The organism is Luteimonas sp. RC10, from assembly GCF_014192745.1.
GTDB lineage: Bacteria > Pseudomonadota > Gammaproteobacteria > Xanthomonadales > Xanthomonadaceae > Luteimonas.
Window position 1 is genome coordinate 65,670 of record NZ_JACHYJ010000010.1, and the last position, 26,205, is coordinate 91,874.

The 26,205-nt window shown below is 69.7% G+C and carries 31 protein-coding genes; 16 read left to right on the plus strand and 15 right to left on the minus strand.

From position 1 onward, the window contains the following. Nucleotides 1-58 precede the first annotated feature (58 nt). On the minus strand, nucleotides 59-1,693 hold the full coding sequence (locus tag FHW73_RS16415) for a diguanylate cyclase (protein ID WP_183427835.1): 1,635 nt from the start codon (nucleotides 1,691-1,693) through the stop codon (nucleotides 59-61). Between the two features lie 134 nt (nucleotides 1,694-1,827). On the opposite strand from FHW73_RS16415, the gene FHW73_RS16420 reads away from it, so the two are divergent. The 4 genes from FHW73_RS16420 to FHW73_RS16435 all read left to right on the plus strand — a co-directional run bounded on the left by FHW73_RS16420 (nucleotide 1,828) and on the right by FHW73_RS16435 (nucleotide 3,628). Further along, a complete protein-coding gene (locus FHW73_RS16420; protein WP_183427836.1) occupies nucleotides 1,828-2,148 on the plus strand; it encodes a DUF6122 family protein in 321 nt (106 codons plus the stop codon). Between the two features lie 86 nt (nucleotides 2,149-2,234). Continuing rightward, nucleotides 2,235-2,786 carry a hypothetical protein gene (locus FHW73_RS16425; RefSeq protein WP_183427837.1) on the plus strand — a complete coding sequence of 184 codons (552 nt, stop codon included), beginning with the start codon at nucleotides 2,235-2,237 and terminating at the stop codon, nucleotides 2,784-2,786. Between the two features lie 103 nt (nucleotides 2,787-2,889). After that, nucleotides 2,890-3,288, plus strand: a complete 399-nt coding sequence (locus FHW73_RS16430) for a host attachment family protein (RefSeq protein WP_183427838.1) — start codon at nucleotides 2,890-2,892, stop codon at nucleotides 3,286-3,288. A 16-nt stretch (nucleotides 3,289-3,304) separates the two neighbouring features. Beyond that, a complete protein-coding gene (locus FHW73_RS16435; protein ID WP_183427839.1) occupies nucleotides 3,305-3,628 on the plus strand; it encodes a thioredoxin family protein in 324 nt (107 codons plus the stop codon). 9 nt (nucleotides 3,629-3,637) lie between these two features. On the opposite strand, the gene FHW73_RS16440 is transcribed toward FHW73_RS16435, so the two are convergent. Then, the gene (locus FHW73_RS16440) at nucleotides 3,638-4,240 is read right to left on the minus strand and encodes a DNA-3-methyladenine glycosylase (protein ID WP_183427840.1); all 603 of its coding nucleotides are present in this window, start codon (nucleotides 4,238-4,240) and stop codon (nucleotides 3,638-3,640) included. A 49-nt stretch (nucleotides 4,241-4,289) separates the two neighbouring features. Next, nucleotides 4,290-4,715, minus strand: coding sequence for a nucleoside diphosphate kinase regulator (rnk, locus tag FHW73_RS16445; RefSeq protein WP_183427841.1), 426 nt, complete (start codon nucleotides 4,713-4,715; stop codon nucleotides 4,290-4,292). A 266-nt stretch (nucleotides 4,716-4,981) separates the two neighbouring features. Here rnk and FHW73_RS16450 point away from each other — a divergent pair, with 266 nt between their 5' ends. After that, nucleotides 4,982-5,269 (plus strand): DUF2188 domain-containing protein, encoded by a 288-nt coding sequence (locus tag FHW73_RS16450; protein ID WP_183427842.1) that lies wholly within the window; start codon nucleotides 4,982-4,984, stop codon nucleotides 5,267-5,269. Nucleotides 5,270-5,304: 35 nt separating this feature from the next. Here the strand turns inward: FHW73_RS16450 and FHW73_RS16455 are convergent, their stop codons facing one another. Further along, entirely contained in the window at nucleotides 5,305-5,508 is a 204-nt protein-coding gene (locus FHW73_RS16455) for a hypothetical protein (RefSeq protein WP_183427843.1), read from the minus strand. A gap of 146 nt (nucleotides 5,509-5,654) precedes the next feature. Between FHW73_RS16455 and FHW73_RS16460 the strand changes: the two genes are divergently transcribed. Then, nucleotides 5,655-6,380, plus strand: a complete 726-nt coding sequence (locus FHW73_RS16460; RefSeq protein WP_183427844.1) for an SOS response-associated peptidase family protein — start codon at nucleotides 5,655-5,657, stop codon at nucleotides 6,378-6,380. 31 nt (nucleotides 6,381-6,411) lie between these two features. Here the strand turns inward: FHW73_RS16460 and FHW73_RS16465 are convergent, their stop codons facing one another. Then, nucleotides 6,412-6,891 (minus strand): cupin, encoded by a 480-nt coding sequence (locus FHW73_RS16465; RefSeq protein WP_183427845.1) that lies wholly within the window; start codon nucleotides 6,889-6,891, stop codon nucleotides 6,412-6,414. Nucleotides 6,892-6,967: 76 nt separating this feature from the next. Next, nucleotides 6,968-7,486, minus strand: a complete 519-nt coding sequence (locus tag FHW73_RS16470) for an adenine phosphoribosyltransferase (RefSeq protein ID WP_183427846.1) — start codon at nucleotides 7,484-7,486, stop codon at nucleotides 6,968-6,970. A 155-nt stretch (nucleotides 7,487-7,641) separates the two neighbouring features. Here FHW73_RS16470 and FHW73_RS16475 point away from each other — a divergent pair, with 155 nt between their 5' ends. Further along, nucleotides 7,642-8,376, plus strand: a complete 735-nt coding sequence (locus FHW73_RS16475; protein WP_183427882.1) for a lytic transglycosylase domain-containing protein — start codon at nucleotides 7,642-7,644, stop codon at nucleotides 8,374-8,376. Between the two features lie 76 nt (nucleotides 8,377-8,452). Here FHW73_RS16475 and FHW73_RS16480 read toward each other — a convergent pair whose 3' ends face one another. Continuing rightward, nucleotides 8,453-9,637, minus strand: coding sequence for a PQQ-dependent sugar dehydrogenase (locus FHW73_RS16480; RefSeq protein WP_183427847.1), 1,185 nt, complete (start codon nucleotides 9,635-9,637; stop codon nucleotides 8,453-8,455). Between the two features lie 380 nt (nucleotides 9,638-10,017). On the opposite strand from FHW73_RS16480, the gene FHW73_RS16485 reads away from it, so the two are divergent. The 3 genes from FHW73_RS16485 to FHW73_RS16495 all read left to right on the plus strand — a co-directional run bounded on the left by FHW73_RS16485 (nucleotide 10,018) and on the right by FHW73_RS16495 (nucleotide 12,189). Next, entirely contained in the window at nucleotides 10,018-10,380 is a 363-nt protein-coding gene (locus FHW73_RS16485; protein WP_255493067.1) for an EF-hand domain-containing protein, read from the plus strand. Between the two features lie 497 nt (nucleotides 10,381-10,877). After that, nucleotides 10,878-11,609 carry an HAD family hydrolase gene (locus FHW73_RS16490; protein ID WP_183427849.1) on the plus strand — a complete coding sequence of 244 codons (732 nt, stop codon included), beginning with the start codon at nucleotides 10,878-10,880 and terminating at the stop codon, nucleotides 11,607-11,609. Between the two features lie 169 nt (nucleotides 11,610-11,778). Then, complete coding sequence (locus FHW73_RS16495) at nucleotides 11,779-12,189, plus strand: hypothetical protein (protein ID WP_183427850.1); 411 nt, start codon at nucleotides 11,779-11,781, stop codon at nucleotides 12,187-12,189. A 127-nt stretch (nucleotides 12,190-12,316) separates the two neighbouring features. Here FHW73_RS16495 and FHW73_RS16500 read toward each other — a convergent pair whose 3' ends face one another. Then, nucleotides 12,317-12,508: a hypothetical protein gene (locus FHW73_RS16500; RefSeq protein WP_183427851.1), complete on the minus strand. Its 192-nt coding sequence runs from the start codon at nucleotides 12,506-12,508 to the stop codon at nucleotides 12,317-12,319. A gap of 194 nt (nucleotides 12,509-12,702) precedes the next feature. Here FHW73_RS16500 and FHW73_RS16505 point away from each other — a divergent pair, with 194 nt between their 5' ends. Continuing rightward, nucleotides 12,703-13,149 (plus strand): hypothetical protein, encoded by a 447-nt coding sequence (locus FHW73_RS16505; RefSeq protein WP_183427852.1) that lies wholly within the window; start codon nucleotides 12,703-12,705, stop codon nucleotides 13,147-13,149. A 39-nt stretch (nucleotides 13,150-13,188) separates the two neighbouring features. Here the strand turns inward: FHW73_RS16505 and accC are convergent, their stop codons facing one another. The 7 genes from accC to cutA form a co-directional block, all read right to left on the minus strand. Next, nucleotides 13,189-14,556, minus strand: a complete 1,368-nt coding sequence (gene accC / locus FHW73_RS16510) for an acetyl-CoA carboxylase biotin carboxylase subunit (protein WP_183427853.1) — start codon at nucleotides 14,554-14,556, stop codon at nucleotides 13,189-13,191. A gap of 10 nt (nucleotides 14,557-14,566) precedes the next feature. Next, the gene (accB, locus tag FHW73_RS16515) at nucleotides 14,567-15,043 is read right to left on the minus strand and encodes an acetyl-CoA carboxylase biotin carboxyl carrier protein (protein WP_183427854.1); all 477 of its coding nucleotides are present in this window, start codon (nucleotides 15,041-15,043) and stop codon (nucleotides 14,567-14,569) included. Between the two features lie 38 nt (nucleotides 15,044-15,081). After that, on the minus strand, nucleotides 15,082-15,498 hold the full coding sequence (locus tag FHW73_RS16520; RefSeq protein WP_183427855.1) for a lysozyme inhibitor LprI family protein: 417 nt from the start codon (nucleotides 15,496-15,498) through the stop codon (nucleotides 15,082-15,084). Continuing rightward, the gene (gene aroQ, locus FHW73_RS16525; protein WP_183427856.1) at nucleotides 15,495-15,941 is read right to left on the minus strand and encodes a type II 3-dehydroquinate dehydratase; all 447 of its coding nucleotides are present in this window, start codon (nucleotides 15,939-15,941) and stop codon (nucleotides 15,495-15,497) included. The genes FHW73_RS16520 and aroQ overlap by 4 nt, the downstream gene beginning before the upstream one ends. A 102-nt stretch (nucleotides 15,942-16,043) precedes the next feature. Further along, a complete protein-coding gene (locus FHW73_RS16530) occupies nucleotides 16,044-16,649 on the minus strand; it encodes a TlpA disulfide reductase family protein (RefSeq protein WP_345776206.1) in 606 nt (201 codons plus the stop codon). After that, the gene (locus tag FHW73_RS16535) at nucleotides 16,646-19,051 is read right to left on the minus strand and encodes a protein-disulfide reductase DsbD (protein WP_183427857.1); all 2,406 of its coding nucleotides are present in this window, start codon (nucleotides 19,049-19,051) and stop codon (nucleotides 16,646-16,648) included. Before FHW73_RS16535 ends, FHW73_RS16530 begins: the two co-directional genes overlap by 4 nt. Nucleotides 19,052-19,096: 45 nt before the next feature. Further along, nucleotides 19,097-19,435 (minus strand): divalent-cation tolerance protein CutA, encoded by a 339-nt coding sequence (gene cutA, locus FHW73_RS16540; protein ID WP_183427858.1) that lies wholly within the window; start codon nucleotides 19,433-19,435, stop codon nucleotides 19,097-19,099. Nucleotides 19,436-19,652: 217 nt separating this feature from the next. Here cutA and FHW73_RS16545 point away from each other — a divergent pair, with 217 nt between their 5' ends. From FHW73_RS16545 to FHW73_RS16565, 5 genes are all read left to right on the plus strand, one after another. Next, nucleotides 19,653-20,099, plus strand: coding sequence for an acyloxyacyl hydrolase (locus FHW73_RS16545; protein ID WP_221187615.1), 447 nt, complete (start codon nucleotides 19,653-19,655; stop codon nucleotides 20,097-20,099). A gap of 226 nt (nucleotides 20,100-20,325) precedes the next feature. Further along, nucleotides 20,326-20,616 carry a co-chaperone GroES gene (gene groES / locus FHW73_RS16550; RefSeq protein ID WP_183427860.1) on the plus strand — a complete coding sequence of 97 codons (291 nt, stop codon included), beginning with the start codon at nucleotides 20,326-20,328 and terminating at the stop codon, nucleotides 20,614-20,616. A gap of 133 nt (nucleotides 20,617-20,749) precedes the next feature. Then, nucleotides 20,750-22,390, plus strand: coding sequence for a chaperonin GroEL (gene groL, locus FHW73_RS16555; RefSeq protein ID WP_183427861.1), 1,641 nt, complete (start codon nucleotides 20,750-20,752; stop codon nucleotides 22,388-22,390). A gap of 279 nt (nucleotides 22,391-22,669) precedes the next feature. After that, the gene (locus FHW73_RS16560) at nucleotides 22,670-24,871 is read left to right on the plus strand and encodes a hypothetical protein (RefSeq protein ID WP_183427862.1); all 2,202 of its coding nucleotides are present in this window, start codon (nucleotides 22,670-22,672) and stop codon (nucleotides 24,869-24,871) included. 229 nt (nucleotides 24,872-25,100) lie between these two features. Further along, entirely contained in the window at nucleotides 25,101-26,174 is a 1,074-nt protein-coding gene (locus FHW73_RS16565; RefSeq protein ID WP_183427863.1) for a 3-deoxy-7-phosphoheptulonate synthase, read from the plus strand. Nucleotides 26,175-26,205 lie beyond the last annotated feature (31 nt).

Here is a 26,205-nt window from a genome sequence, read left to right on the forward strand (position 1 = left end):
AATCGGTGCAGGTCCGGTGAACGCGGCGGCGCCCCGGTCAGGCGGTCGTGCAGCGTCGTCAGGCGACCGCGGCCGCGGCCGTTTCGGTCCGATCGCGGCCGCCGCGCTTGGCCGCATACATCGCCGAATCCGCGCGGCGCAGCAGGGCCGCGGTGTCCCGGTCGAGCGGGTGCAAGGCACTCACGCCGGCGCTCAGGGTGACCTGGAGGCCGGCGATGCCCAGCGCACTGCCGATGTCCTGCAGTGAGACGCGGAGCACGTCGATGCGGGTCTGCGCATGCACCGGCTCGGCGCCGGGCAGGATGGCCAGGAATTCCTCGCCGCCCATGCGCGCGATGTGGTCGGCATCCCGGAAGGCGTGTCGCAACGCGCGGGCCACATGACGCAGGACACGATCGCCGGTCTCGTGGCCATGGACATCGTTGATGCGCTTGAAGTGGTCGACGTCGAGGAAGGCGATCGTCAGTGGTGTGCGGGTATCGCGCGCATCGGCCATGCACTGCTCGAGTCGTTCCAGCGCGGCACGCCGGTTGGGCAGGCCGGTCAGGGCATCGGTCTGCGCGAGCATGCGCATCTCGTCGCGTTGTCGACGCAAGCGGCCCAGGCGCAGTGTCAGGGTCATGCTGCAGGTCAGGGCCAGCCAGCCGCCGGCCAGCATGAACGCCTCGACTTTCCACAGCGCCAGCGCATCGGGCCAGGCCGCCTGCAGGCCGGCGATCGGCAGGAACGGGATGACGCCGGCCAGCAGCAGCAAGCCGTCGCCGCGGCGCTGCGTCAGTGCGGTCAGTGCCGCGATCGCGAACGCCAGACACAGCAGATAGAAACCCAGCTCGATCGCAACCGAGAGGCCCGCCACTGCCTGCACCGGCAGCCAGGGGACCACGACGGCCATCGCGATCAGGCCGCGCGCGCCCCACGTGGCGGCGCGGTCGAGCCGTGGGTGTCGTCGTCGCAGGCCCGACTGGCGCAGCAAGGCGCTGGTGGTCAGTCCGGCCATGCCCAGCCCCAGCCCGACCAGGGCCTGCACGGTCATGCCGGCCACCGGAAGCCAGGGCCGGGGCCAGGCCCACAAGCCGGACAGCAACGCCTGCCACAGTGCGAACAGCGATGCGGCAACTGCATAACTGGCGAATGCACGCTCGCGGGTGGCGAAGAACGCCAGCAGTGCCGAGACCAGCAAGGTCAGCACCACGGCGATCGACGCGATGCGGACCGCGAAGCGGGCGATGTCGGCTCGCTGGATCGGCGCTGGCTCGCCCAACTGGACGATCGGCCGCCACAGCGGCAGCGCGTTGTCGTCGAAGCCGACCTCGATCGGCGCGGTGTCACCCGCCTCGGGCACGATCACTGCACCGACCCCGGCGCGGAACCGCGAATCCAGCGATCGGGCGTCTTCGGGCGAGCCACAACGGATGCGCGTGCCGTGCCGGATGTCGACCGAGCCGGCGAAGGTGTTCATGACCACCACGGCCTGCGGCGCGCCGGACCAGCCGCCCTCGGGGGCCGGCAGGCGCAGTGCGACATGCGGCCCGGTGTGCGCATGGTCGCAAGTCTGTGAGGCCTCGACCGCCGTCGTCGGCTGGCCCGTGACCACAGGGGCATCGTCATGCCACCCGACGCAGGCTGCCAGCGACAGCACGCCTGCACAGATCGTCAGCAGCCCCGCCTTGCGCATCCCCGATCCTGCCTTCATGCCTGCCTCGTCCACCGCTTCGCGTCGAAGCAGCCCCTGCGCCTTCCCAAGGAAGGGACGACATGGTACGGGATGGGCGGGATCAGCCGTCGTCCGAGTTGGCGTACCCTGTCGCGCCCCGCCGGATCCGCACGATGGGTACGCGCGCCATCGTCCACCTCCTGCTCCACGCCGCCGTGCCGGCGCTGCTGGCCTGGATGTTCTGGCGCAAGCGGTTCCTGCACGCCTGGGGCCTGCTGTTGCTCGGCTGGCTGATCGATCTCGATCATCTGGTCGCCGACCCGGTGTATCAGCCCGATCGCTGCAGCATCGGATTCCATCCATTGCACACCGCGCCTGCGGTCGCGCTCTACGGCGTCCTGGTGGTGCCGCGGCGCACGCGGCTGCTGGCGATCGGTCTGCTGGTGCACATCGCGCTCGATGCGATCGACTGTGTGTGGATGCGTCACGGCTGACAAGGGTCGGGCCGCGGCCAGCGGCGATTCAACGAAACACTGGTAGCGTGGGCCGTCGCCCTCGGGCGTAAAACGGGACCTGCGCCATGCGCACTTCGATGCTGACCTGGCTGCTTGCGGCCACACTGGCGCCGCCGTTGGCCCATGCCAGCGATGGACGCGCCGACCTGCGCCTGCCCGAAACGCCGATGTTCACCGGCGAGGCCGCCTTCGGCGAGGGCGAATACACCGGGCCGCGCACCGCGACGCCGGCCTGGCGTCAGCGCCACGACGACGCCCTGGTGCGGCGCGGCGGTTGCCCGACGGCGCCCGACTGCCAGGAGCGCGCGGTCACCGGCAGCGTCAGCACCGGCATCGGCCATTCCTCGCGCGGAGGCACCAGTCACTGGAACGCCGCCGATCTGAATCTGTGCCGCGAGCGCGAAGGCGAGGCAGGCGGCACCGTGAATCTCAATCTGCGCGTGGCGCGCTCGGACGGTCCGATGGGCTACCGCGGCCTGGGCCTGCTGCCCGGCGACGGGATGTACGACGCGTTCGACACGCCATTCGGGCCGACCTGGCGCGACATCCACGACCCGTGGCCGGCCGGGCGGACGCGCTCGGGCTCGTGGACCGAGGGGCGTCGGCCCTGGCGCTGAGCGTGCCGCGCTCGAGCCGCGCCACATTGCATCGCGCTCACATCCGCCTGCCTACATTGGCTCGGCGCCATCCGGCGCGATGCAGCGAAGTGGAGGCGAAACGATGACGATGAAGATTCCCCAGGGCGCGATGATCGTGGTGGCCAACGGGGGCGCGGCGCGCGTGTTCACCAACGTCGGCGAGGCTGGCACGCTAGCCTTGCGCCAGGAAGCGTTGCTCGAAGGCATGAACCTCGACGACGATGGCCCGGCCGGCGCGATGCCTGCAGAGTCGAGCGCATCGCAGCTCGACGAGGCCACATTCGCCAAGCAGCTGGCCCTGGGGCTCAACGAAGGCGCGCTGAAGAACAAGTTCACCGATCTGGTGCTGATCGCCGACCCGCACACGCTGGGACGGGTGCGTCCGTTGCTGCACAAGGAGACCACCCAGCGCCTGGTCGCGGATCTGGCCAAGGACTACACCAACCTGCCGCTCGACGCGATCGAGCGTGCATTGTCTTGAGCCGGAGCGGCTGATCATGGCCTGGACCACCCGTTATTCCGCCGACGCGCCCACGCGCGACGACATCGATGCGACGACAGGCGTGCTCGCCCTCGAGTTCGGAACCAACTGGTGCGGCCACTGCCAGGCCGCGCAGCCACTGCTGCGCGCTGCGATCGAGCGGCGTCCGGATCTTGCCCACATCAAGGTCGAAGACGGCAAGGGCCGGCCGCTGGGCCGCAGCTTCGGCGTGAAACTGTGGCCGACCCTGGTCGTGCTGCGCAACGGCGTCGAGGTCGCGCGGGTCACCCGGCCCGATTCGGTTGAGGACGTGGAGGCTGCGCTCGCCGCATCCGACTGAGTCGAGCGGTCAGCGTGGTGCCCGCTTGCGCGGCAGCGACCGGAACCGCGAGACATGCGGATGGTCCGGCACGGCCCAGCGCCAGGGGCGGTCGGCGGCGCGACGGATGCCGATACGCGGCGTGGCGATGGGCGCATCAGGCGGCGGCGTACCGTCGTCGCCGATCCACAGGCGAGCGCGGCGCGAGGTCAGGTCCAGCCCGCCATCCGCGCCCGAGACCCCGAAGGCCTGGGCCAGACGTCCCGGCCCTGAGGCGAGCAAGGTCGGGGCGGCGGTGCCGCGTGCGGCGGCCATCTGGGGCAGGCCGAGCAACGGCTCGGCCGCGCGCAGCAGCACGCCATGGCCGCAACGGTCGCCGCACACTGCGTTGATCGCCCAGTGGATGCCATAGATGAAGTACGCGTACAGATGGCCGGGCGGTCCGAACATCACTTGGTTACGTGGCGTGGGGCCACGGAACGAATGGGCCGCTTCATCCTCGGCGCCGCAGTAGGCCTCGACCTCGACGATGCGAGCCTGGCGGCCATCGCGGGCCACCAGGCACTTGTTGAGCAGGTCCGGGGCGACGCTGCGGGCGTCGCGCGCGTAGAACGATCGGGGCAGGGGACGCATGGGGCGAGCTTGCCGCTGCCGGCATCGCCGGCGCGCGAAGCCGGGCCGGTCAGCCCTCGAACGGCTGCACGGAGGTGACGCGCAGGCGCAGGACGCCGCCGGGCGTCGGCCAGTCGATGCACTGTCCGATCGACAGGCCGAGCAGCGCGGCGCCGACCGGTGCGAGCACCGAGACGTGGCCCTTGGCGACATCGGCCTCCTGGGGATACACCAGGGTGAGGTGGCGCGGCGCACCGTCGGCGTCCTCGCACTCGACGACCGTGTGCATGCGCACGACATCGGGGGGCATGGCGTCGGGGGGCAGCACCTCGGCGCGGTCGAGCTCGCGCTGGAGCAGTTCGGCCGTCGGGTGGTTGCGCAGCGCGGGCGACTGCAGCATGGCTTCGAGCCGCGCCAGGTCGATGCTGGACACAGTGATCGCCGGCGTGGCGCCAGCATCGGACGGCGGCAGGCCGCTGCGGGGAAGCGTGGACATCAGGTTCTCCATCAAGAAGGGCCGGCAACGGGCGTGCCGGCAAGACACAGACGAAAGGCGACGCCCTCGCGTCGCCCCGGGGTCGATTGTGCCCCGCCGCGCGCGTGCTGGCGATCCCACCCCTGTCCCAGTGGGTGCACCGGTTGGCGTTCGTGCAGATAGTGCAGTCCATCGACGGGCTGCACACCGGGCCCTCATCGGGCGACATTCATGATGCGTTGTCGCCGGTCACCCCGGTCGTCGCTTCTCCTTGACTGAAGGCCGCCATGACGCCGATCCGCTATCTGCTGCGCCACTGCGCGGCTTCGCTCGACTGGACCCTGCTCGACGCCGGCTCCGGACGGACGCTTTCGCACCACCCCACGCGCGATGCCGCGTTCCGGCAACTGGCGAGCGACGCCTCGGTGCTGCTGTGCGGCGCCATTGTGCGCATCCACAGCGTGGATGGCGGTTTTGAGGGCGAACGCGTGGTCCCTGCGATTGCGCCGGCATCGCCGCTTCCCCGGCGCGAGCCCGACGCCTGTTGGCAGCCGCGGGCGCCTGCGATGGCGTGACGCGCCGTCGGCAGGCGGCTCGGCACAGGATCGCGTCAGGCCGGTCGCGGCGGATCCTGCGGGCGGGTGGGCGACGGTGGATCGCGCTGCGGCTGCGGGTCGCGTTCGGGATCGCCCGGCGTCGGCACAGGCGGATCGATCGGCCGGTCGGGCATCGGGTCATGCATCGGATGCGGTGCCGAGCCGGGCACATCACCGTCGGGCATCGGGGCATCCTGCGGATCTGGCGTGCGCTGCATGTCGTCATCCTCGTTGAAGAGCGCACGACCCTGGCCCGCGGCGCGGGGGCAGCACGTGAAGATCGGCGCGGTCGCTTCACGCGGCCATGGAGAGAATGCACGCATGTCCAGCCGACAACCCGCGCCGGTGGCGCCCGGTCCGAGCGATGCGTAGGTTCGTACAGGCCTTTGGCGATGCGCCGTGGCCGCCGGCGCTGCCCGGCAACGTGGGCGAGACGTTGTCGGCCACCCCGCCGCGCTACAACATCGGCAAACGACGTCCGGCCGCGGTGATCTTCGATCGCGGCGACGGTGCGGTCGTCGAGGACTTCGACTGGGGCCTGGTGCCGCGCTGGTCGGCGTTGCCCGAGACGCCCTACACCACGGTGACCGCGCGGCTGGCGCGGGCCCCGCGCAGCCGGATCTTCCGCCGGCCCTGGGAGACCCGGCGCTGCGTGGTGCCGATGAACGGCTACTACAAATGGGACCGCAGCGGCGAGACGCCGGTGCCGTACTTCATCCAGGCGCAGGACGGTGAGCCGTTGTTCGCTGCCGGGCTGTGGGACCACTGGGCCAAGGACACGCCCGAGCTGTATACGTTCGCGGTGCTGACCCATCCCAACCCGGCGATCCCGGCGCCGCTGGTGCCCGACGGTCCGGTGTTCATGCCTGCTGCGGCGATCGGCGACTGGCTGGCCGGCCCGCCCGCGGCGCTGCGCTTTCTGGAGACCATGCCGCAGCCATTGCTGGAGGCCTATCCGGTCTCGCGGCGCATCCGCAGCCCCGATGTCGACGATTACACGCTGCTCGAGCCCGCGCCGCACGCGCGCCAGGACGACGAGACGGACGGCGACTGGCTGGCGCACGCCTTCGACGAAGAAGACGACGACTGACGCGCAGCCGCAGCGCCAGTGGCGGCGCGGATCAGAAGCGCTTGCCGGTCACCGGGTCGCGACGCGGGTCGGGCACGGCGTGCATGCGCTCGAGCGTCTTCGCATCGGGCGCGCTGCGCTGGATGTCCCAGTCCTGGCCGCGGGGGTAGGCGCCGACGACGCAGAACGCCGCATCGGCCCGCACGCAGCAGTGGCCGGTGCCGACCGGCAGCAGCAGCGCATCGCCCGCGCCGACCTCGACGATCGTGCCGTCGGGGCCGCCGAGCATCAGCGTGGCGGTCCCGGCTGCCACGCCGAGTACCTCGTGGGCGCTGGAATGGAAGTGGTGGTAGTCGTAGACCCCGCCGCGCCAGTCGGGCGGCCAGCCGTTGGCCGAGAAGCGGGCTTCGAAAGCCGCGGCGTCGAAGGGCGCATCGGTCGCCATGCGCAGGCCACGGTAGATCCGCACCGCAAGCCGGGGATTGTTCGGCATCCAGTCGTTGCGACTCAGGGTCAGGCGTTCCTCATGCATGGGGCGGGGACAGCGGGTGGGGGCCCGCACCATAGGTCGATCCCCGTCGAAGCGCCGCGACGACGGCGTGCGCCCGTCACCCCGGCAACGCGACGTGCAAGGGCACGGCGCTGTCCCAGCGCGCGCGCCCACCCAGCGCTGCCAGTTCGACCAGGACCGCAGCCCCGACGACCTCGGCGCCCTGCGCCCGCGCCAGGGCGTAGGCCGCACGCAGCGTGCCGCCGGTCGCCAGCACATCGTCGACCAGGACCACGCGCGCACCGGGAGGCAACGCGTCGGCATGCATCTCCAGCCGGTCCTGGCCGTATTCGAGCGCGTAATCGTGGTGCAGCACGCGCGCGGGCAGCTTGCCCGGCTTGCGCACCGGCACGAAGCCGGTGCCCAGCGCCTGCGCGAGCGCGGCGGCAAAGATGAAACCGCGCGATTCGATGCCCACGAACGCGGTCGGCGGCGTGTCGCGCCACGGCGCGGCCATCGCCTCGATCGCAGCGGCGAAGGCGGCACCCTCGGCCAGCACCGGGGTGATGTCCTTGAAGACGATGCCGGGCTTGGGGAAATCGGGGATCTCGCGGATCAGGGTCGACCAGTGCGGCATCGAAGGGGGCTCGAGCAAGGGGCGGGGATGATCACCGCAATCGTGCCGCCGACACAATGTTCACCGCGCCGGGCGTATTGGCCGGGATTTCCTGCGGAGCGCGTATGCCCGTCCCCGGTCCCTCACTTGCCGCCTGCGGCCTCGTCCTGGCCGCCATGTTGTGCGCCGCGCCTGCGCAGGCGCGCACGGTCTGGCGCTGCGTGCGCGACGGCACGGTGAGCCTGTCGACAGCGCCCGAGCCCGGATCGAAGTGCGAGGCCCGCCAGATCGCCGACGATGCGGTGCAGACGCCGAACCTGTGGGGTGCGATGGGGGTGTTCAGCGGTGTGCTGTACGAGCGCGAGCAGGACGGGCAACGGGTCTACGGCACGCGTCGGTTGCCGGGCGCGCGCGAGTATCTGCGCTTCACTGCCCACACGCCACCGGGCGAGCCCGCGCACGAGGGCCTGGGCGCGGTGGGGGCGCCCAGGCTGCAGCCGCATTCGGCGGTGTTCGCGGCGGCTGCGAAGGCCTATGGCTTGGACGAGGCCTGGCTGCGCGCGATCGCGCATGCCGAGAGCGGCTTCGATGCCGACGCGGTGTCGCCCAAGGGCGCGCGCGGGGTGATGCAACTGATGCCGGACGTGATCGCGGACTATGGCGTTGTCGATCCGCACGCGCCCACCGAATCGATCCGCGCCGGCGCGCGGCATCTGCGTGCCTTGCTGCGCCGCTACGACGACGATCGCACGCTGGCGCTGGCCGCCTACAACGCCGGGATCGGCGCGGTGACGCGTTATGGCGGCGTGCCGCCTTACCCCGAGACGCAGGCCTACATCGCGAAAGTGCAGGCGCTGTACGTGCGCTATCGGGCGGCGATGGGCCGCCCGGTCGAGCGCCCGGCGCTCTGACCTGCCGCCCGCAGGCCGCGATTGTGCGGCCTGCGGGCCGGTGACGGGCATCAGATTTGCGGCGACGCCGCCGCGCTCACCCTTCGCGCGGCGCCAGCCGGATCAGTCGGCCGTCCTTGCCATCCTCGATGACCCACAACGCGCCGTCGGGGCCTTGTTCAACGCCGCGGATGCGCGCGCGCATCGCAAAGCGTTCGGCCTCGCGCGCGCTGTCGCCGTCGATCTCAACGCGCACGAGCGTCTGGCCCGACAGGCCGCCGATGAAGGCGTTGCCGGTCCACGCCGGGAACAGCGTGCCCGAATAGAACATCAGGCTTGAGGGCGAAATCACCGGCGTCCAGGTGATCGCCGGCTTCTCGAACTCGGGGCGGGTGTCATGGTCGGGGATCGGCCGACCGTCGTAGTGGTTGCCGTTGGAGACGATCGGATAGCCGTAGTTCGCGCCGCGCTTGACCAGGTTCAGTTCGTCGCCGCCGGCCGGGCCCATCTCGCTGTTCCACAGCCGGCCCTGGGCATCGAAGGCGATGCCCAGCGGATTGCGATGGCCGAGCGACCAGACCTGCGCCGCGACGCCGCCCTGGTCGACGAACGGATTGTCGGCCGGCACGCGGCCGTCGTCCTCGAGCCGCAGGATCTTGCCCAGGTTGGAGGCCATGTCCTGCGAGGGATCGAACTTCTGCCGCTCGCCGGACGAGATCCACAGCTTGCCGTTCCCGTCGAACGCGAGGCGATGGCCGTAATGGCCGTTGCCCGAGACCTTGGGCACCTGGCGCCAGATCACCTCGACGTCTTCGAGCGTGCCGGCCTCGGCGTCCAGACGTCCGCGCGCCACCGCCGCGCCGCGGCCGCCATCGCCGTCTTCGGCATAGCTCAGGTAGATCAGGCCGTTCTGCGCGAACTGCGGGTGCGGCTCGACATCGCCCAGGCCGCCTTGGCCCGCGTACGCGACGTCCGGCACACCGGTGATCTCGCGCGCCTGCCCGTCGGGCAGCGTCACCAGCTTCAGCGTCCCGGCCTTCTCGGTCACCAGCAGGCGGCCATCGGGCAGGAAGGCCAGCGCCCACGGTTCGTCGAAGCTGGCAACCGCGGTACTCGCGAACGGCAGGCCCTCGATCGCGTCCGCGCCAACGGTGTCGCGCTCGGTCTGTTCGCCACTCGACGCTGGCGCTGACGTCGGTGCGGTGTTGGCGGCGGTGCCATCGCAGCCGATCGTCAACAACAGCGAGGCGGCGAGCGGGGCGAGCGCGAGCAGTCGTGGCATGCGGGTCTCCAGGAAACAATCGGGGAAAACCCGAGTGTGGCATACGTCCGCGTGCGGGCTGATAACGCGGCGAATCCGCTGTGGTTCGTAAATATTGTGTTTTTGTTCAGTCGGCGGCATCGCATTGCGATGTGTCTGAGTTCGGGCGGCGCCACACTGAAAGCCCATCGTGGCGGGGCTGGCGGTGCAGCGTTCACCATTCGGGAACATCGGTTTACCCGGCATCGCCGAGCGTGTGGTTAAGGGGCCGTAATCAGGTGGGATTCAGATGTCGGGGCGGTTCATTTCGGCGCAGGCAGGGTAGGGACCGTGCGGTATCCACTGACGAGGATGAAAGACCCCCGCGCCCACTTCCCCAAAGAAACGCAGGAGAGACCATGATGAAGAATGCTCGCAAGCCGCTGATCGCCGCCATTGCTCTGGGTGCCGCGATGGCCATGCCGATGGCATTCGCGCAGGATCCGACCGCGGAGCAGGCGCCGCCGACCACTGAGGCGACCACGCAGGACTATGCGCAGGATGCGACGGCCGAGGCGCCGCAGGCGCAGCAGGGCCAGGTCACCTGGGCCGATCTGGACACCGACGGTGACGGCCGTCTGAGCCAGACCGAGGCCGCCGGCCTCGAGGGCCTGGCGCAGGTCTTCAGTGACGTCGATGCCGACGGCGATGGCTTCATCACGCCTGAGGAGTACCGCAACTACGTCAACGCCCAGACCTCGGGTGCGGGCGCCAGCGAGAACTGAGTTACGCCCCTCGCAGGCCGCGGTATCCGCGGCCTGCAGTCCAGACCAAAGCGGTCCCCTTCGGGACCGCTTTTTTCTGGCACGGGATCCTTATTCACTCGAAGTCGGGTTGCAAACGTTCCCAGCAGCGGACTGGCGGCCGGTGGCCGCGTCAGCGCGCCATGGGTGAGCCCGCTCTGTTTGCGCGGCATGCCGCGCGAGCGGGCGAACGCCCGGCGTGCTACGCCGGGCCGGACCGATCCGCGAAGCGGAGCGGGCGCGCGCCCGAGGCAAGGCAGGGTGAGCATGGATGGCGTGCGCGGCACTGCGGCGCCTCCATGCGAAGGCCACGCGTGCTTCGCGTGGCCGGACCGCGAAGCGGCCTTGCCGAGGGAAGAGCGGCTTCCGGGCGGCAGGCCGCTGCCCATTCGAAGTAGAAACTCCTATCTCGCTTTCGCGAGTCGATCCCCTCAGCGATCTCCGCGACGAAGGGTGATGGCGGCCGGCATAATGCGCCGATGACCCAAGGCATCCGACTGGTCGGCTTCGATGCCGACGACACGCTCTGGCGCAGCCAGGACTACTTCGACGACGCGCAGCTGGAGTTCGAGCGAATCGTCGGGCGCTATGTGGACCTGGCCGATGGTCGTGTCGCCGAAGCGCTGTACGCGGTCGAGACCGCCAACATCGCAGTGTTCGGCTACGGCGTGAAGGGCATGGCGCTGTCGATGATCGAATCGGCGACCCAGATCACTGGCGGGCGGATCGCCGCAGCCGATCTGCATCGCATCGTCGAGATGGCCAAGGCGATGTTGCGACACCCGGTCGAGCTGCTGCCCGGCATCCGCGACGCGGTCGCGGCGGTCGCCGAACGCTTCGATGTGGTGCTGATCACCAAGGGCGATCTGTTCCACCAGGAAGCCAAGGTGCGCGACTCGGGGCTGTCGGACCTGTTCGGCCGCATCGAGATCGTCAGCGAGAAGGATGCGGCGACTTATGCACGCGTGCTGGGCGAGTTCGACGTCGACGCGCAGGCCTTCCTGATGGTGGGCAACTCGCTGCGCTCGGACATCGCGCCGGTCCTGGCCCTCGGCGGCTGGGGTGTGTACATGCCCTACCGGACGACCTGGGTGCACGAGACGCAGGCCGACATCGTCGAAGGCAGCGAGCGCATGCGCGAAGTCGCCACGCCGGACCGCCTGCCCGAGGCGGTGGTTGAACTGGCGGCGCAGGCGATCGCGCTGGGTTGAGCGCCAGAAACGCGTTGAGCGCGCGTAACCGTTTCCAATTTGAATGCGCTGTTTACGCGGCGTGGCTGCATCGGTGCGACGCGGGAAATATTGCACGACGATTCATTTCGGGCACGGCATGTTGGGGGCACAGGCCGCCGCGGTGGTGGCCGCGTCGCAGGAGAGTCCGATGACATCCAACACTCTGACCCGCTGGATGTGGCCGGCCGCGTTGGCCACCGGCCTGGCCACGACCTTCGCAGTACCGACGCCGGCCCGGGCCAGCGACGACCTCGTGCAGGTGATCGTGGACATTGCCGACGTCGTGATGCGTGGTGACACCGCCTACGACCGGCGCGGCGGCTATGGCTACGACGATCGCCTGCGCGTGTCCTACGATCGCCACGGCCGGCCGGTGTACTACCGCACTGCGCCGCGCAGCCATGGTCGCCCTCATCATGGTCCGCCGCGCTATGCCGCCGAGCGCCATCGCCACCACGAGCGTGCGCGCGGCAGGACCGAATGCGACCGCCGCGGCCGCTGCACGACGCACTACTACGATCCGCGCGAGGACCGGGGGCGTCGAGGCGGGTGGCGCTGAGGACGCGATCGGGCGTCCACCCAGCCGAATGTCAGTCCAGCGAATCGCCGCCTTCGGGCGGCGATTCGCGTTTCGGGATCGCCGCAGGGGCGTGCGCGACGATGCGGCGGCGTCGCCGAGACTGCGATCAGTCGGCGCGGTGCCGGGTGTCGTCGTTGCGCGGCACGTTGCGCAGGCTGTTCTCGGCGTCCTGGCCGACGCGCGTGGCGACGTGGTCGAGCGCGATCCAGTAGGCCCCCAGTCCCAATGCGATGACGCCGGCCGCGATGCCCCAGCGCAGCATGCGCGGCGCGCGCGTGGTGGTTCGATGCGGCTCCATCTTCCGGGTGTCCTCGCTTGCGGGGTTGGGCTATCGTCGGCCTCTGCGCGTCGCGGCGGCGTCGAAGCCGCGATGGGATCCGACCTGGTTCTGCCCCGAGTAATTGCCCGATGCGTCCGCTATCCGCTGCCGTATGCCTGTCGTGTCTGCTGTTGGCTGCCGTCGTGTCTCCGGCATCGGCCCAGGACGGCGCCGTGCCTACCGACGCTGCTGCGGCCGGCGAAGACACCGTGCCCGATCCCGGGACCGGCGATGCCTGGCTCGACACCTGGCTTGAGGATGTCGATCTGTATGCGGCGCGCTACCGGGACGCGTTCGTCGATGAGGTCGCGCGTTACCAGGTCGCGCCGCGGGCGCTGGTCGAACAACTGCTCGACGAGGCGGGCATGCGTGCCGGCGATGTCTATTTCGCCTGTGCCGTGGGCCGGGCGTTGGGTCGGCCCTGTCGCGAGATCGCCGCACACTGGCGACGCGATCGCAGCGGCGGCTGGGTCGGCGTGCTCGAGCGCCTGGGCGTGGCGCAGGGCGGCGAGCCGATCGTGCGGGTCAAGCGTGGCCTGGTGGCGAGCTATGACCGCTGGGCGCGGCCGATCCAGCTCGATGCGTCCCTGCGACGGGCGTTTCCCGACCGCGAGCCCTGATGACCGCCGGCGCGCAATCTGCGCGCGCCGGCGGCGACTTCAGCCGATCGCCAGCGTCTTGTTCTTGCGCTCGGCCAGGCGCTTTTCCAGGTAATGGATGTTCTGACCACCCGCGTGGAACCCCTGGTCGCGCATGATCCGCTGCTGCAGCGGGATGTTGGTCTTGATGCCGTCGACCACCATCTCCGACAGCGCCACCCGCATCCGGCAGATCGCCTGCTCGCGGTCGGCGCCGTGCACGATCAGCTTGCCGATCATCGAGTCGTAGTTCGGCGGGACCGCATAGCCCTCGTAGACGTGCGTGTCGACCCGCACGCCCGGGCCGCCGGGCGCGTGGAAATGCAGGATCGTGCCGGGCGAGGGCAGGAAGCTTTCGGGGTCTTCGGCGTTGATGCGACATTCGATCGCGTGGCCGGTCAGCACCACGTCCTCCTGGCGGATCGACAGCTTGTGGCCCGAGGCGATCATCAGCTGCTCGCGCACCAGATCGATGCCGGTCACCATCTCGGTCACCGGATGCTCGACCTGGATGCGGGTGTTCATTTCGATGAAGTAGAAGCGGCCGTTCTCGTACAGGAACTCGAACGTGCCCGCGCCGCGATAGCCGATGCGGATGCAGGCGTCCACGCAGACCTTGCCGATCTGTGCGCGCGCCTCGGGCGTGATGCCCGGCGCCGGCGCTTCCTCGACGACCTTCTGGTGCCGGCGCTGCATCGAGCAATCGCGCTCGCCCAGATGGATCGCGCCGCCCTGGCCGTCGGCCAGCACCTGGATCTCCACGTGGCGCGGGTTCTCCAGGAACTTCTCCATGTAGACCATGTCGTTGCCGAACGCGGCCTTGGCTTCCTGCTTGGTCGTGGCGATCGCGTTGACCAGCGCGGCCTCGGTGTGCACCACGCGCATGCCGCGCCCGCCGCCGCCGCCGGCCGCCTTGACGATGACCGGATAGCCGATTTCGCGGGCGATCTTGACGTTGGTCGCCGGGTCGTCGCCGAGCGGGCCGCCGGAACCGGGCACGCAGGGCACGCCGGCCTCCTTCATCGCGCGGATCGCCTCGACCTTGTCGCCCATCAAGCGGATGGTCTCGGCCTTCGGGCCGATGAACACGAAGCCCGACTGCTCGACGCGTTCGGCGAAGTCGGCGTTCTCACTGAGGAAACCGTAGCCAGGGTGGATTGCCTGGGCGTCGGTGACCTCGGCGGCGGCGATGATCGCCGGCATGTCGAGATAGCTGCGGTTGGACGGTGGCGGGCCGATGCAGACCGACTCATCGGCCATGGCCACATGCTTGAGGTTGCGGTCGACGGTGGAATGCACTGCGACCGTGCGGATGCCGAGCGTATGGCACGCGCGCAGGATGCGCAGCGCGATCTCGCCCCGGTTGGCGATGACGACTTTTTCAAGCATCGGGGCGGCCTCAGCCGATCACGAACAACGGCTGATCGAACTCGACCGGCTGGCCGCTTTCGCACAGGATCGCGACGACCGTGCCCGAGGTCTCGGCCTCGATCGGATTGAACATCTTCATCGCCTCGATGATGCCCAGCGTGTCGCCGGCCTTGACCTGCTGGCCGACCGACACGAACGGCGGCTTGTCCGGTGCGGGCGAGGCGTAGAACGTGCCGACCATCGGCGACTTGGTGACCTGGCCGGGCGGCAGGTCGTCGCCGGCCTTGGGCGTGCCGCCGGTGGCGGCGTCGACCGGGGAGCTCATCGGCATCACCGGCTCGGGCGCGCGCGCGGCGGGAGCCGGGGCCGGGGCATAGGCCACCGGCGCGGCCGCGACCGAGGTGCGCGACAGGCGGACCGATTCCTCGCCTTCCTTGATCTCGATTTCGGTCAGGTTGGACTCCTCGAGCAGGTCGATGAGCTTCTTGATCTTTCTCAGGTCCATGGCGGGCCTCGTGGTTGTCGGCGGAATGGCGGACAGGCTTACAGCGCGCGTAGCTGCTGCAACTGTCCGATGCGAAGACGGGTGTGGTCGATCAGGCACGTCAGGCGGGCGTCGTTGCGACCGCTGCCGCCGATGGCGAGGGCGAAGATGGCGTCGCAATCCCGGGCGCGGAAGCGCTGCCAGGCAGCGTGTGCGTCCGCGAGCGCGGCGGCCGCAGCGTCGCAGGCGCCGCCGCATCCGTCGGGATCGGCCATCGCGGCGACGGCGGCGGCCTGGGCCCGCTCGAGCTCGGCGTCCAGGCGCGTGTACTCGGCGGACATGCACAGCGCAGCGGTGTCGGTCGACAGCGGCGCGACGCAATCGGCCTCGGTCAGCGGGTCGGCCGAGGCCGCCAGCGGCCAGGCCGCCGCGATGCCTGCCAGCCACCAGGCGGAGACGGGACCGCGGCGCGTCATGCGACCGGCTCCAGCCTGCGCAGCGCAGCATCGAGCGCGTAGCGGTAGCTGTCGGCACCGAAACCGCAGACCACGCCGATCGCCAGGTCACTGAAATAACTGGTGTGCCGGAACGGCTCGCGACGGTGGGGATTGGACAGGTGGATCTCGATGAACGGGATCGCGACCGCGGCCAGGGCGTCGCGCAGCGCGACCGAGGTATGGGTGAAGGCCGCGGGGTTGAGCAGGATCATCGCCGTGCCGTCGGCCCGGGCCGCCTGGACGCGGTCGACGAGCACATGCTCGGCATTCGACTGCAGGCTCTCGAGCGTGTGGCCGGCCGCGGCCGCGCCCTCGCGCAACATCGTGTCGATGTCGGCGAGCGTCGCATGGCCATAGACCTCCGGCTCGCGCGTGCCGAGCAGATTGAGGTTGGGACCATGCAGGACGAGGATCGACGCCATCGGGCACCGGGTACGGGAGGTGCGCGAAGTCTGCGGGATGTCTCCATAGCTGTCCAGTTCGCAGACGTTCGGCGATTTTAAACGGCCGTTTGATTTTCCCGCTCAGCGCGTCGCCCAGTCCTCGGTCTCTCCGTGCGCGAACGGGCCGATCCGCTGTTTGCGCACCCGGCCCTGTGCATCGATCAGCACGGTATAGGGCAGCACCCCGCGCGGGTTGCCCAGGCGCACACCGGCATCGGCCGGGCCGGGCGCGTCGATCGCAATCGGGTAGGTCACCGGGATGCGCGCCAGGAACGCCTGTACGGCGTCGGCGTCGTCGAGCGCGATACCGAGCACTTGCACGCCATCTGCGCCCTGTTCGCGGGCGAAGCGCTCGAGTTCGGGCATTTCCTCGATGCAGGGGGCGCACCAACTGGCCCAGAGGTTCACCAGCACCGGGCGCCCGGCATAGGCGTCGGGCAGTGGCAGGCGGCTGCCGTCGAGCAATGCGATCTCGAAGCGGGGGACCGGCTCGCCGCGCCGGGCCATGGTCACGCCGGTGGGCGGCGGCTCCGCGGCGGCGACCAAGGCATCGTTGTACAGGCGCTGGCCGGCCTCGGTGCCGAGCAGTGGACCCGGGCCGGAGACGAACAGGCTGGCGAGCACGCCCAGTCCGCCGGCCACGAGGGCGACCGCGACGATCCCAAGGGTGCCACCAAGCCGCTTCACTGCGGGGCACCCGCGCGTTCGAGTGCGCCGGTCACGACCGCCTCGCTCAGCAGCGCCGGCAGCACCTCGCCTTCGCCGCCGCCCCGTGGGTAGACCACATAGAGCGGTACACCGACCGCACCGTGCGCCTCGAGGAATGCGCCGATCTGCGGATCGACGTTGGTCCAGTCGCCCACCATGTAGGTCGCACCCGCGCGCGCCAGGGCCTCGCGGAACGGCGGCTGCGACAGCACGCGGCGCTCGTTGGCCTTGCAGGTCACACACCAGTCGGCGGTCATATTGACGAACACCGGCGTGCCGGCCTCGCGCAGCGTCTGCAGGCGCTGCGCCGAGTACGCGATCTCATCGTCCGTGTCGGCGGCGATTGCGCGGGGCGTGTCGGCCTGCGCATTGCGGACTGCGTAGGCAGCCGGCAGCAGCGACACCACCAGCAGCGCCAGCGCCAGTGCGCGCGAGATTCCGCCACCAGTCCAGCGACGGCGTTCGAACCACCACAGCGCGAGTGCGAACAACACCAAGCCGGCGAGCAGCAACGTCATCGCGTTCACGCCCGCCTGCCGTCCGAACACCCACAGCAGCCAAAGGGCCGTGAGGTACATGGGGAATGCCAGCGCTTGCTTGAACGTCTCCATCCACGCGCCGGGCTTGGGCAGGCGGTCGGCGAGCGCCGGCACCAGCCCGATCAGCAGGAACGGCAGTGCCAGGCCCAGACCGAGCATCAGGAACACCGCCAGCGCCAGCGCGGCGGGCGCAGCGAATGCGTAGGCCAGCGCCCCGCCCATGAACGGCGCGATGCAGGGGCTCGCGACCACGCAGGCCAGGACACCGGTGAAGAAGTCGCCACTGGGCCCGGTGCGTGCGGCCAGCGCCTGGCCGAGGTTGCCGACCCGGCCGCCGAGCGTGAACACGCCCGACAGGCTCAGCCCGACCGCGAACATCAGGTACACCAGGGCGGCCACGAACCAGGGCTGCTGCAACTGGAAGCCCCAGCCCAGTGCTTGGCCGGCGGCGCGCAGCGCCAGCACCAGCAGGCCGACCGCGGCGAACGCGACCAGCACGCCGGCCGTGTACCACAGCGCATGCGCCCGGGCCCGCGCACGGCTGCCGCCGCTCTGGGCCAGGCCCAGCACCTTCAACGACAGGATCGGCAGTACGCAGGGCATCAGATTCAGCACCAGGCCGCCGAGCAATGCCAGGACGAGCGCCGCCAGCAGGCTGGTGCGCGGCGTGGTGGGCGGGCGGGTGCGCGCGGCGTTGTCGGCGACCGCATCGCTGCCGGCCGCGACCGCGACGGCGCCATCCGGGGCGGCCTCAGGCGAGCGCGGTGTGGTGGCATTGGCGTCGGCAGGTGCCGGCGCGGCGTCGGCGGTGCCTGCTGGAGCGGCTTCAGGCGTGGACGTGTCGGGCGCGGTCGCAGCGGTCGTCATCGTGCCGGCAGGCAACGTCACCTGCACACGACGCGTCATCGGCGGGTAGCAGATGCCATCGGTCTGGCAGCCCTGGAAAGTCGCCACCACCTCGACCTCGGCGGCATCGGGCCGGCTGCGCAGCACCGGCAGCGGCACGTCGACCTGGTCGAAGTACACGGTCACCGCGCCGAAATGATCGTCGTGATGCGCCTTGCCGGCGGGCCAGCGCGGCTCGCCGGCGCGGATGCCTGCCGCGCCCTCGACCGTGAAGCGGTTGCGGTCCTGATAGAGGTAATAGCCAGGCGCCGGGGTGAAGCGCATCAGGAGGGTATTGCCGTCCTGCGCGATCGCCTCGAACGCGAACGCGCGCTCGGCAGGCAACGCATCGCCCGTCCCCGACAGCGCCCGCCCCAACGCCGCAAAACCGGGGTCAGCGTCGCTTGTTGCCGCAGGCGCCGTCGCGTCAGGGCGCGAGAAAAGCGACGCTGACCCCGGTTTTGCGGGGGGCAGGGCGACCTGGAGGGTACGGGTCTGCGGGGGGTAGCAGATGCCGGCGTCGGCGCAGCCCTGGTACTTGACCTGCAGTGCGACGCGGCGCGTGTCGGCGCTGGGGTGTCCGTCCAGCGTCGCGACCAGGCGATCGCGGTAGGTCTCGACTTCGCCGAAGAACTCGTCGACGTGGCGGTGGCCGTCGGGTAGGGTCAGCGTGGTGGCCCCGAAGCTGCCGTCGGCCACCTGGGCCGCGGTGCGGTGGCGATACAGGTAGTAACCGTCTGCGATTTTCCAGCGGATCTCGATGCGGTCGTGCGCGACCGCTGTGGCCGAAAGCGCCAGGGCCTCGTCGACCGGCAGCACATCGTCGAAGTCGACGGCGGCGACAGGCGCCACCGCGCCCAACAACGTGGCCGCGAGCAGGCCATACCAGGGGCGACAGGCCTGGCGGCGGAGGTGCGCAGCCTGGGTCAGGAACGAGGCGGAGAAGAACGTACGCATCGCGGCAGTATCGCAGGCCGCCCCTTGCGCTGCCCAACCGGGATTTCAGTCCGCCTCGCCGGTCTCGATCGGTGCGGTCTCGTCATCGACCCACCGCAGGTAATCGGTGAGCCCGCCGGCGACCGGCAGCGCGACAAGCGCAGGGGTGTCATAAGGATGCAGCGCCCGCAGCCGTTCGGTCAGCGCTTCCAGCCGGTCGGCCGTCGTCTTGATCACCAGCAGGACCTCGGCATCGCTCTGGACCTGGCCCTGCCAGCGATAGATCGAGGTCACGCCCGGCACCAGATTCACGCAGGCGGCCAGCCGGGCTTCGACCAGCGCGCGGGCGATGTGCTGGGCCGTGGCGTTGTCGGGGCAGGTGTTCAGGCAAGTCAGAACAGGCATTTAGCCAAGGTATCGGCTCAGCGCCCAATGTGCACGCGGTGTGCACAACTTCGGCGCGACGCTGCGCCGGCCCGTTGGGGATGGTCTATCCCGCCGGTGGGCAGTTCACGCGTTCAACGATTAGTGAACTCGCCGGTATACTTAACTTTCCTTCCCCTACGCTGTCTTGGCGGTCCCCATGCGCCTTCGCTCGTCTTTCGTCCTCGCTGCCGGTCTCATGCTGGCCGCGCCGCTTGCCGCCCAGGCGGCCTCTCCCATCGATGTCGGCGTCGGCGTCTCGGCCACGCGCGAGAACGAGACCACCGTGGTCGCGACCGCGGCCTGGATGCCGGAGTGGCGGCGCACCGCCCACGGCGTCCTGCGCTGGGAGCTGGGTGCGATCTACGTCCGGGCCCGCGACAACACCCGTTTCGATCTCGACGAGGATGTCGGTGTCGTCCACGGCGGCGCCCGCTACGAGCGCGACAACGGATTCACCGCCGGCTTCGGCGTCGGCGCGCAGATCGGCCAGACCGATGCGCTGTCGGGCAATCCGCAGTTCGTCAGCACCATCGGCTGGCGCTGGCAGCGCTTCTCGCTGCTGGCCCGGCACATCTCCAACGCCAGCATCAAGCAGCCCAACGACGGCGAGACCATGCTGGTCGCCGCCTGGCGCTTCCGCTGAGCCACCGCCAGCGTGTCTGCCTGCCCCGGCCCTGTGCCGGGGCAGTGCGTCTGGGCGATCTGATGATTTTTCTGCGCGCCCCCTTGTAAAGCCGGCACGCGCACCCATCTCCCCTCGCGTCCCGGGTTGCCGGGGTGCGTGCGCCGCGCGTTCTAGCAGTCCCCAAGGGCGAGTGCTAGAATTCGGGCCCGTTTTCTTCACAATCAATCACTTAGAGAGGGTTGGAATGAGCAATCTCAAGCCGCTGTACGACCGCGTCGTGGTCAAGCCCGTCGAGGCCGAAGAGAAGACTGCCGGCGGCATCCTGATCCCGGACAACGCCAAGGAAAAGCCCACCAAGGGCGAAGTCGTCGCCGTCGGCGAGGGCAAGGCCCTGGACAACGGCAGCGTGCGCGCGCCGAAGGTCAAGGTCGGCGACATCGTGATCTACGGTCAGTACTCGGGCAGCGCCTACAAGGCTGAAGGCATCGAATACAAGATCGTGAAGGAAGACGACATCCTCGCGATCGTCGGCTGATCGAAAGCTAAGGACGTCAAGGCGTTCGCGAGCGGGCAATCGAGGCGTCAGCGCCCACCCCGTTCCTTGCGACTCAGCTGTGTCCTGCGCGTTTCCAAATTCCTAATCCCCTATCCCAATTCCGGAGTTTTCAATGGCTGCTAAGGAAATCCGCTTCGGCGAAGACGCACGCTCCAAGATGGTGCGCGGCGTCAACGTGCTCGCCAACGCCGTCAAGGCGACCCTCGGCCCGAAGGGCCGCAACGTCGTGCTCGAGAAGAGCTTCGGCGCGCCGACGATCACCAAGGACGGCGTGTCCGTCGCCAAGGAGATCGAACTGGCCGACAAGTTCGAGAACATGGGCGCGCAGATGGTCAAGGAGGTCGCCTCCAAGACGTCCGACAACGCCGGTGACGGCACCACGACCGCGACCGTGCTCGCCCAGGCGTTCATCCGCGAGGGCTCGAAGGCCGTCGCCGCCGGCATGAACCCGATGGACCTCAAGCGCGGTATCGACAAGGCCGTGCAGGCCGCCGTCGCCGAGCTCAAGAAGCTGTCCAAGCCGACGGCCGACGACAAGGCGATCGCCCAGGTCGGTACGATCTCGGCCAACTCCGACGAGTCGATCGGCACGATCATCGCCGACGCGATGAAGAAGGTCGGCAAGGAAGGCGTGATCACGGTCGAGGAAGGCTCGGGCCTGGAGAACGAACTCGACGTCGTCGAGGGCATGCAGTTCGACCGCGGCTACCTGTCGCCGTACTTCGTCAACAACCAGCAGTCGCAGACCGCCGACCTCGACGATCCGTTCATCCTGCTGCACGACAAGAAGATCTCCAACGTCCGTGACCTGCTGCCCGTCCTCGAAGGCGTGGCCAAGGCCGGCAAGCCGCTGCTGATCGTCGCCGAGGAAGTCGAGGGCGAGGCCCTGGCCACGCTCGTCGTCAACACCATCCGCGGCATCGTCAAGGTCGTGGCCGTCAAGGCCCCGGGCTTCGGCGACCGTCGCAAGGCGATGCTCGAAGACATGGCCGTGCTGACCGGCGGCACCGTGATCTCCGAGGAAGTGGGTCTGTCGCTCGAGAAGGCGACGATCAACGACCTGGGCCGCGCCAAGAAGGTGCAGGTCTCCAAGGAGAACACCACGATCATCGACGGCGCCGGCGACACCGGTTCGATCGAGTCGCGCATCAAGCAGATCAAGGCGCAGATCGAGGAGACCTCCTCGGACTACGACCGCGAGAAGCTGCAGGAGCGCGTGGCCAAGCTGGCCGGCGGCGTTGCGGTGATCAAGGTCGGCGCGTCGACCGAGATCGAAATGAAGGAAAAGAAGGCCCGCGTCGAAGACGCCCTGCACGCCACGCGCGCAGCGGTCGAGGAAGGCGTGGTCCCGGGCGGCGGCGTCGCGCTGATCCGCGCGCTGGCTGCGATCTCCGACCTGAAGGGTGCCAACGAAGACCAGAATCACGGCATCGCGATCGCACTGCGTGCGATGGAAGCCCCGCTGCGCGAGATCGTGACCAACGCCGGCGAAGAGCCGTCGGTCATCGTCAACAACGTCAAGGGCGGCACCGGTAACTACGGTTACAACGCTGCCAATGGGGAGTACGGCGACATGGTCGAGTTCGGCATCCTGGATCCGACCAAGGTCACCCGCACCGCGCTGCAGAACGCCGCGTCGATCGCCGGTCTGATGATCACGACCGAAGCGATGGTCGCCGAGCTGCCGAAGAAGGACGAGCCGGCGATGCCGCCGGGCGGTGGCATGGGCGGCATGGGCGGTATGGATTTCTGATCCAGCCCTCCGCTTGACCGCAACACCCAGGACCCCCGCGCAAGCGGGGGTCTTGTTTTTTGTGACAGGCGGGCGCCGGGGCGGCCTGTTCTCGGTGCGCGTGATGGGCACTGGATGGATGGCGGGCGGGGCCTGCCGGGGCATCGACCCATCCTGTGAGGCGCGACGCGATCAGCGCAGGCGTCGCGCCTGCGCCATGCTGAGCCGCGTGCTGAACGATCGGGTGGGGCTGCCGAGGCGTGTTCGGCGCCGTCACCGATCATCGGCGATGCTGTCGCCATGACGACCACGCCTGCCTCCTGGATCCGCGCGCACCGGCGAGGGCTGCGCCTGGGCGTGGTCCTGCTCGTGGTGCTGTACCTGCTGTACCTGATCACCGCCAACGTGCTGCTCAACAGCGCGCTCGGCGAACGCCTGGTCAATCGCAAGCCCGAGCGCTATCACGCGCAGTGGTCCTGGGCGATGAGCCTGTACCCCGGGCACATCCACGCGCGCGATGTGGTGATGGGCGGACATGCCCGCACCAACCTGTGGACGGCCGCCACGCCGCGTGCCAATGGCCGGATCAAGCTGTTGCCGCTGCTGTGGCACGAGGTCGCGTTCGGCACCATCCGCGCGCAGGACGTCTCGGTGCATGTCGCGCGTACGCCGCACGACATGCCGACCACCCAGCGTCCGGGACGCAAGCCCTGGACGCTGCGCTTCGATGCGATCACCACGCCGAGCCTGTTGCGTTTCGACTTCTACGAGGCGCAGGTGACCGGGCACGGCGACGCGAAGTTCGTGTTCGAAAAACAGCTGGAGGGCGGGCCGATGGAGGTCGGGCGCTCGACGTTGCACATGCCCGATGCGACCCTGCAGGTCGGGGGCGTGGAACTGCTGCGCAAGGGCACGCTGGACTTCGAGATCGCGATGCCCGGCCATATCCGCGAGCAGGCGCAGGGCGTGGAGAAGTTGGTGCTGGTCGATCTGCGGCTGTGGGTGGACGGCCCGGCGCCGGGTGTCGATCTGGTGGCCCACAACGACAATGCGTTACCGATCGGGACAGCCGCGACATCCGGCAAGTTGCGTGCCGACCTGCAGTTGCAGCGCGGCGTGCTGATGCCCGGCAGCCGGCTCGACTGGTCGGCGCCGGTGTTCTCGCGCGGCGCCAACGGCGCGCCGCTGCGCCATCCGCTCGGCGTGGCGCTGCGCACCGCGCCCGATACGATCGCGCTCGCGGCGCGGGTGCCGGCGCCGGCGACCAGCACGCCTTGGCTACGCGCCGACCTGCACGTCGACGACCGCCGGATCGGGCCGGGCGACTGGCTCCGTCCTCTTCGTGCACTCGGCGGGACCGTCGAGACGCAGTGGCCGGCGGTCCCGCTGCGCTGGGTCGATGTGCTGCTCGACGATGTCGACTGGCTGTCCTTCGACGGCCGGGCTGACGTCGATGCCGCGCTCGCCCTGCAGCAGGGCCGTTTGCGGCCCGGGAGCCGGATCGACGTGCGCGACGCACGCGTGCGCGCCCGCGTGCTCGACAACCGGCTCGAGGGCGCCGCGCATGCCGCGATGCGCATGCAAGAGGCCGAGAACGATGCGCCGCGGACCACCATCGCGATCGAGATGGACCGCTTCACCTTGGCGCCCGAGGCCTCGCCCGAACGCATCGATCTGCGCGGGCGCGACCTGCGCCTGGAGCTCGCGTCCAGCGGTCCGCTGGCCGAATTCCACGAGCACCTGGACGCGCGGCTGCGGTTCGACGATGCCCAGGTGCCGGATCTGCGCAGCTTCAACCGCTATCTGCCTGGGGACAGCGCACGGCTGCTGGGCGGCAGTGGGCAGGCGAGTGGCGATCTGCGTCTGGACAATGCCGGCGAGATGGCCAGCGGACGGCTGCAGGTGCGCGGCAGCGGTGTCCGGCTCGCGCTCGGGCCCTCGCGGCTGACCGGCGATGTCGCGCTCGACAGCCACCTGACGCGGGCACAGAAGGTGGGGCGCCATTACACGATCGACTCGGTGGCCGCGCGCCTGGATGGCGTGCGCCTGGAGGGCGAGGCGAGCCAGGCGGCTGCCCCGTGGTGGGCACGCCTGGCGCTCGAGCAGGGCACGCTGCAGTGGAAGGAGCCGTTCGAGGTGGCGGGTCACGGCCAAGTCGACATGCGCGACATCAGCGTGCTGCTGGGCCTGTTCGCCGAGCGGCGGGTGCTGCCGCGCTGGATCGGCAACCTGGTCGACGCCGGCCAGGTCCATGCGACGGGCGACTTGCGCATGCGCAACAAGGAACTGGTGTTAGATCACATCGAGGCGAGCAACGACCGCGTCGACCTGAAGGCCAAGCTGCGGATCGACGACGGCCGTCCGGCCGGCGATCTGTACGCGCGCTGGGGGGTGCTGGGCCTGGGCGTGGAGCTGCAGGGTGGCGAGCGCACGCTGCATATCGCAGGCGCGCGCGATTGGTACGAGGGGCGGCCGCCGTTGCTGCCCAGGTCCGCCCGTTGAGGGGATGGTCGCAGATGCAACCGTCGCATCGCCCGGAACGACGTGCTATCAATGCCCCCATGAACCGCGTCGCCGCTTTCTATCGTTGGTATTGGTTTCCCACGCCCCCGGCGGTGGAAGGCCTGCGCGTACCCTGACGATCTCGGTTCACACGCATCCCCGAAAGCCGCCAGCGACCCTGGCGGCTTTTTTCATGCCCGCACTTACGCTCCCATCCAGGATGTTCCGCATGCCCCCCGATACCGACGACCTGCGTATCCGCGACCTGCAGCCGCTCACGCCCCCGATGCAGTTGTTGGCCGAACTGCCCTGCGAGGAGGCGATGTCGTCGACCGTCGCCGAGGCCCGCGCGGCCTGCCACGCCATCCTCCACGGTCATGACGACCGGCTGATCGTCGTCGTCGGCCCGTGTTCGATCCACGATCCGGTCGCGGCGATGGACTACGCGCAGCGGCTGCGTGCGCTGCGCGACACGCACGGCGATGCGCTGGAGCTGGTCATGCGCGTGTACTTCGAGAAGCCGCGCACGACGATCGGCTGGAAGGGGCTGATCAACGACCCCGATCTCGACGGCAGTTTCCGCATCGACCGCGGGCTGCGGCTCGCGCGCAGCCTGCTGCGCGATGTCAACGCCCTTGGGCTGCCGGCCGGCGTGGAGTTCCTCGACATCATCAGTCCGCAGTACCTGGCCGACCTCGTCGCCTGGGGCGCGATCGGTGCCCGCACCACCGAGAGCCAGGTGCATCGCGAGATGGCGTCGGGGCTGTCGTGCCCGGTCGGCTTCAAGAACGGCACCGGCGGCGATGTGCGCATCGCGGTCGATGCGGTCGGCGCCGCGTCGCACCCGCATCATTTCCTTGCCGTGGGCAAGGATGGGCGCTGCGCGATCGCCGCCACCGCCGGTAACCCGGATTGCCATGTGATCCTGCGCGGCGGCGTTCGCCCCAACTACGACGCGGCCAGCGTCGAGGCCGCCGCCCAGGTGCTCGTCGGCAACGGCCTGCGTCCGGCACTGATGGTCGACGCCAGCCATGCCAACAGCGGCAAGAATCCGGACAACCAGCCCGCAGTGATCGCCGACATCGCCGACCGCATTGCGGGCGGCGAACGGCGCGTCGTGGGGACGATGATCGAAAGCCATCTGGTTGCCGGCAAGCAGGCGCTCGGCCCCGGCCGGGCACTGACCTACGGCCAGAGCATCACCGACGGCTGCATCGACTGGGCAACGACGGTCGACGTGCTCGACCGGCTGGCCGATGCGGTCCGGACCCGCCGGAGCCGGGCCGACGCGCAGGCGGCGTGACCATTGCCGGGGGGCGGTGGCGCAGCCGCGC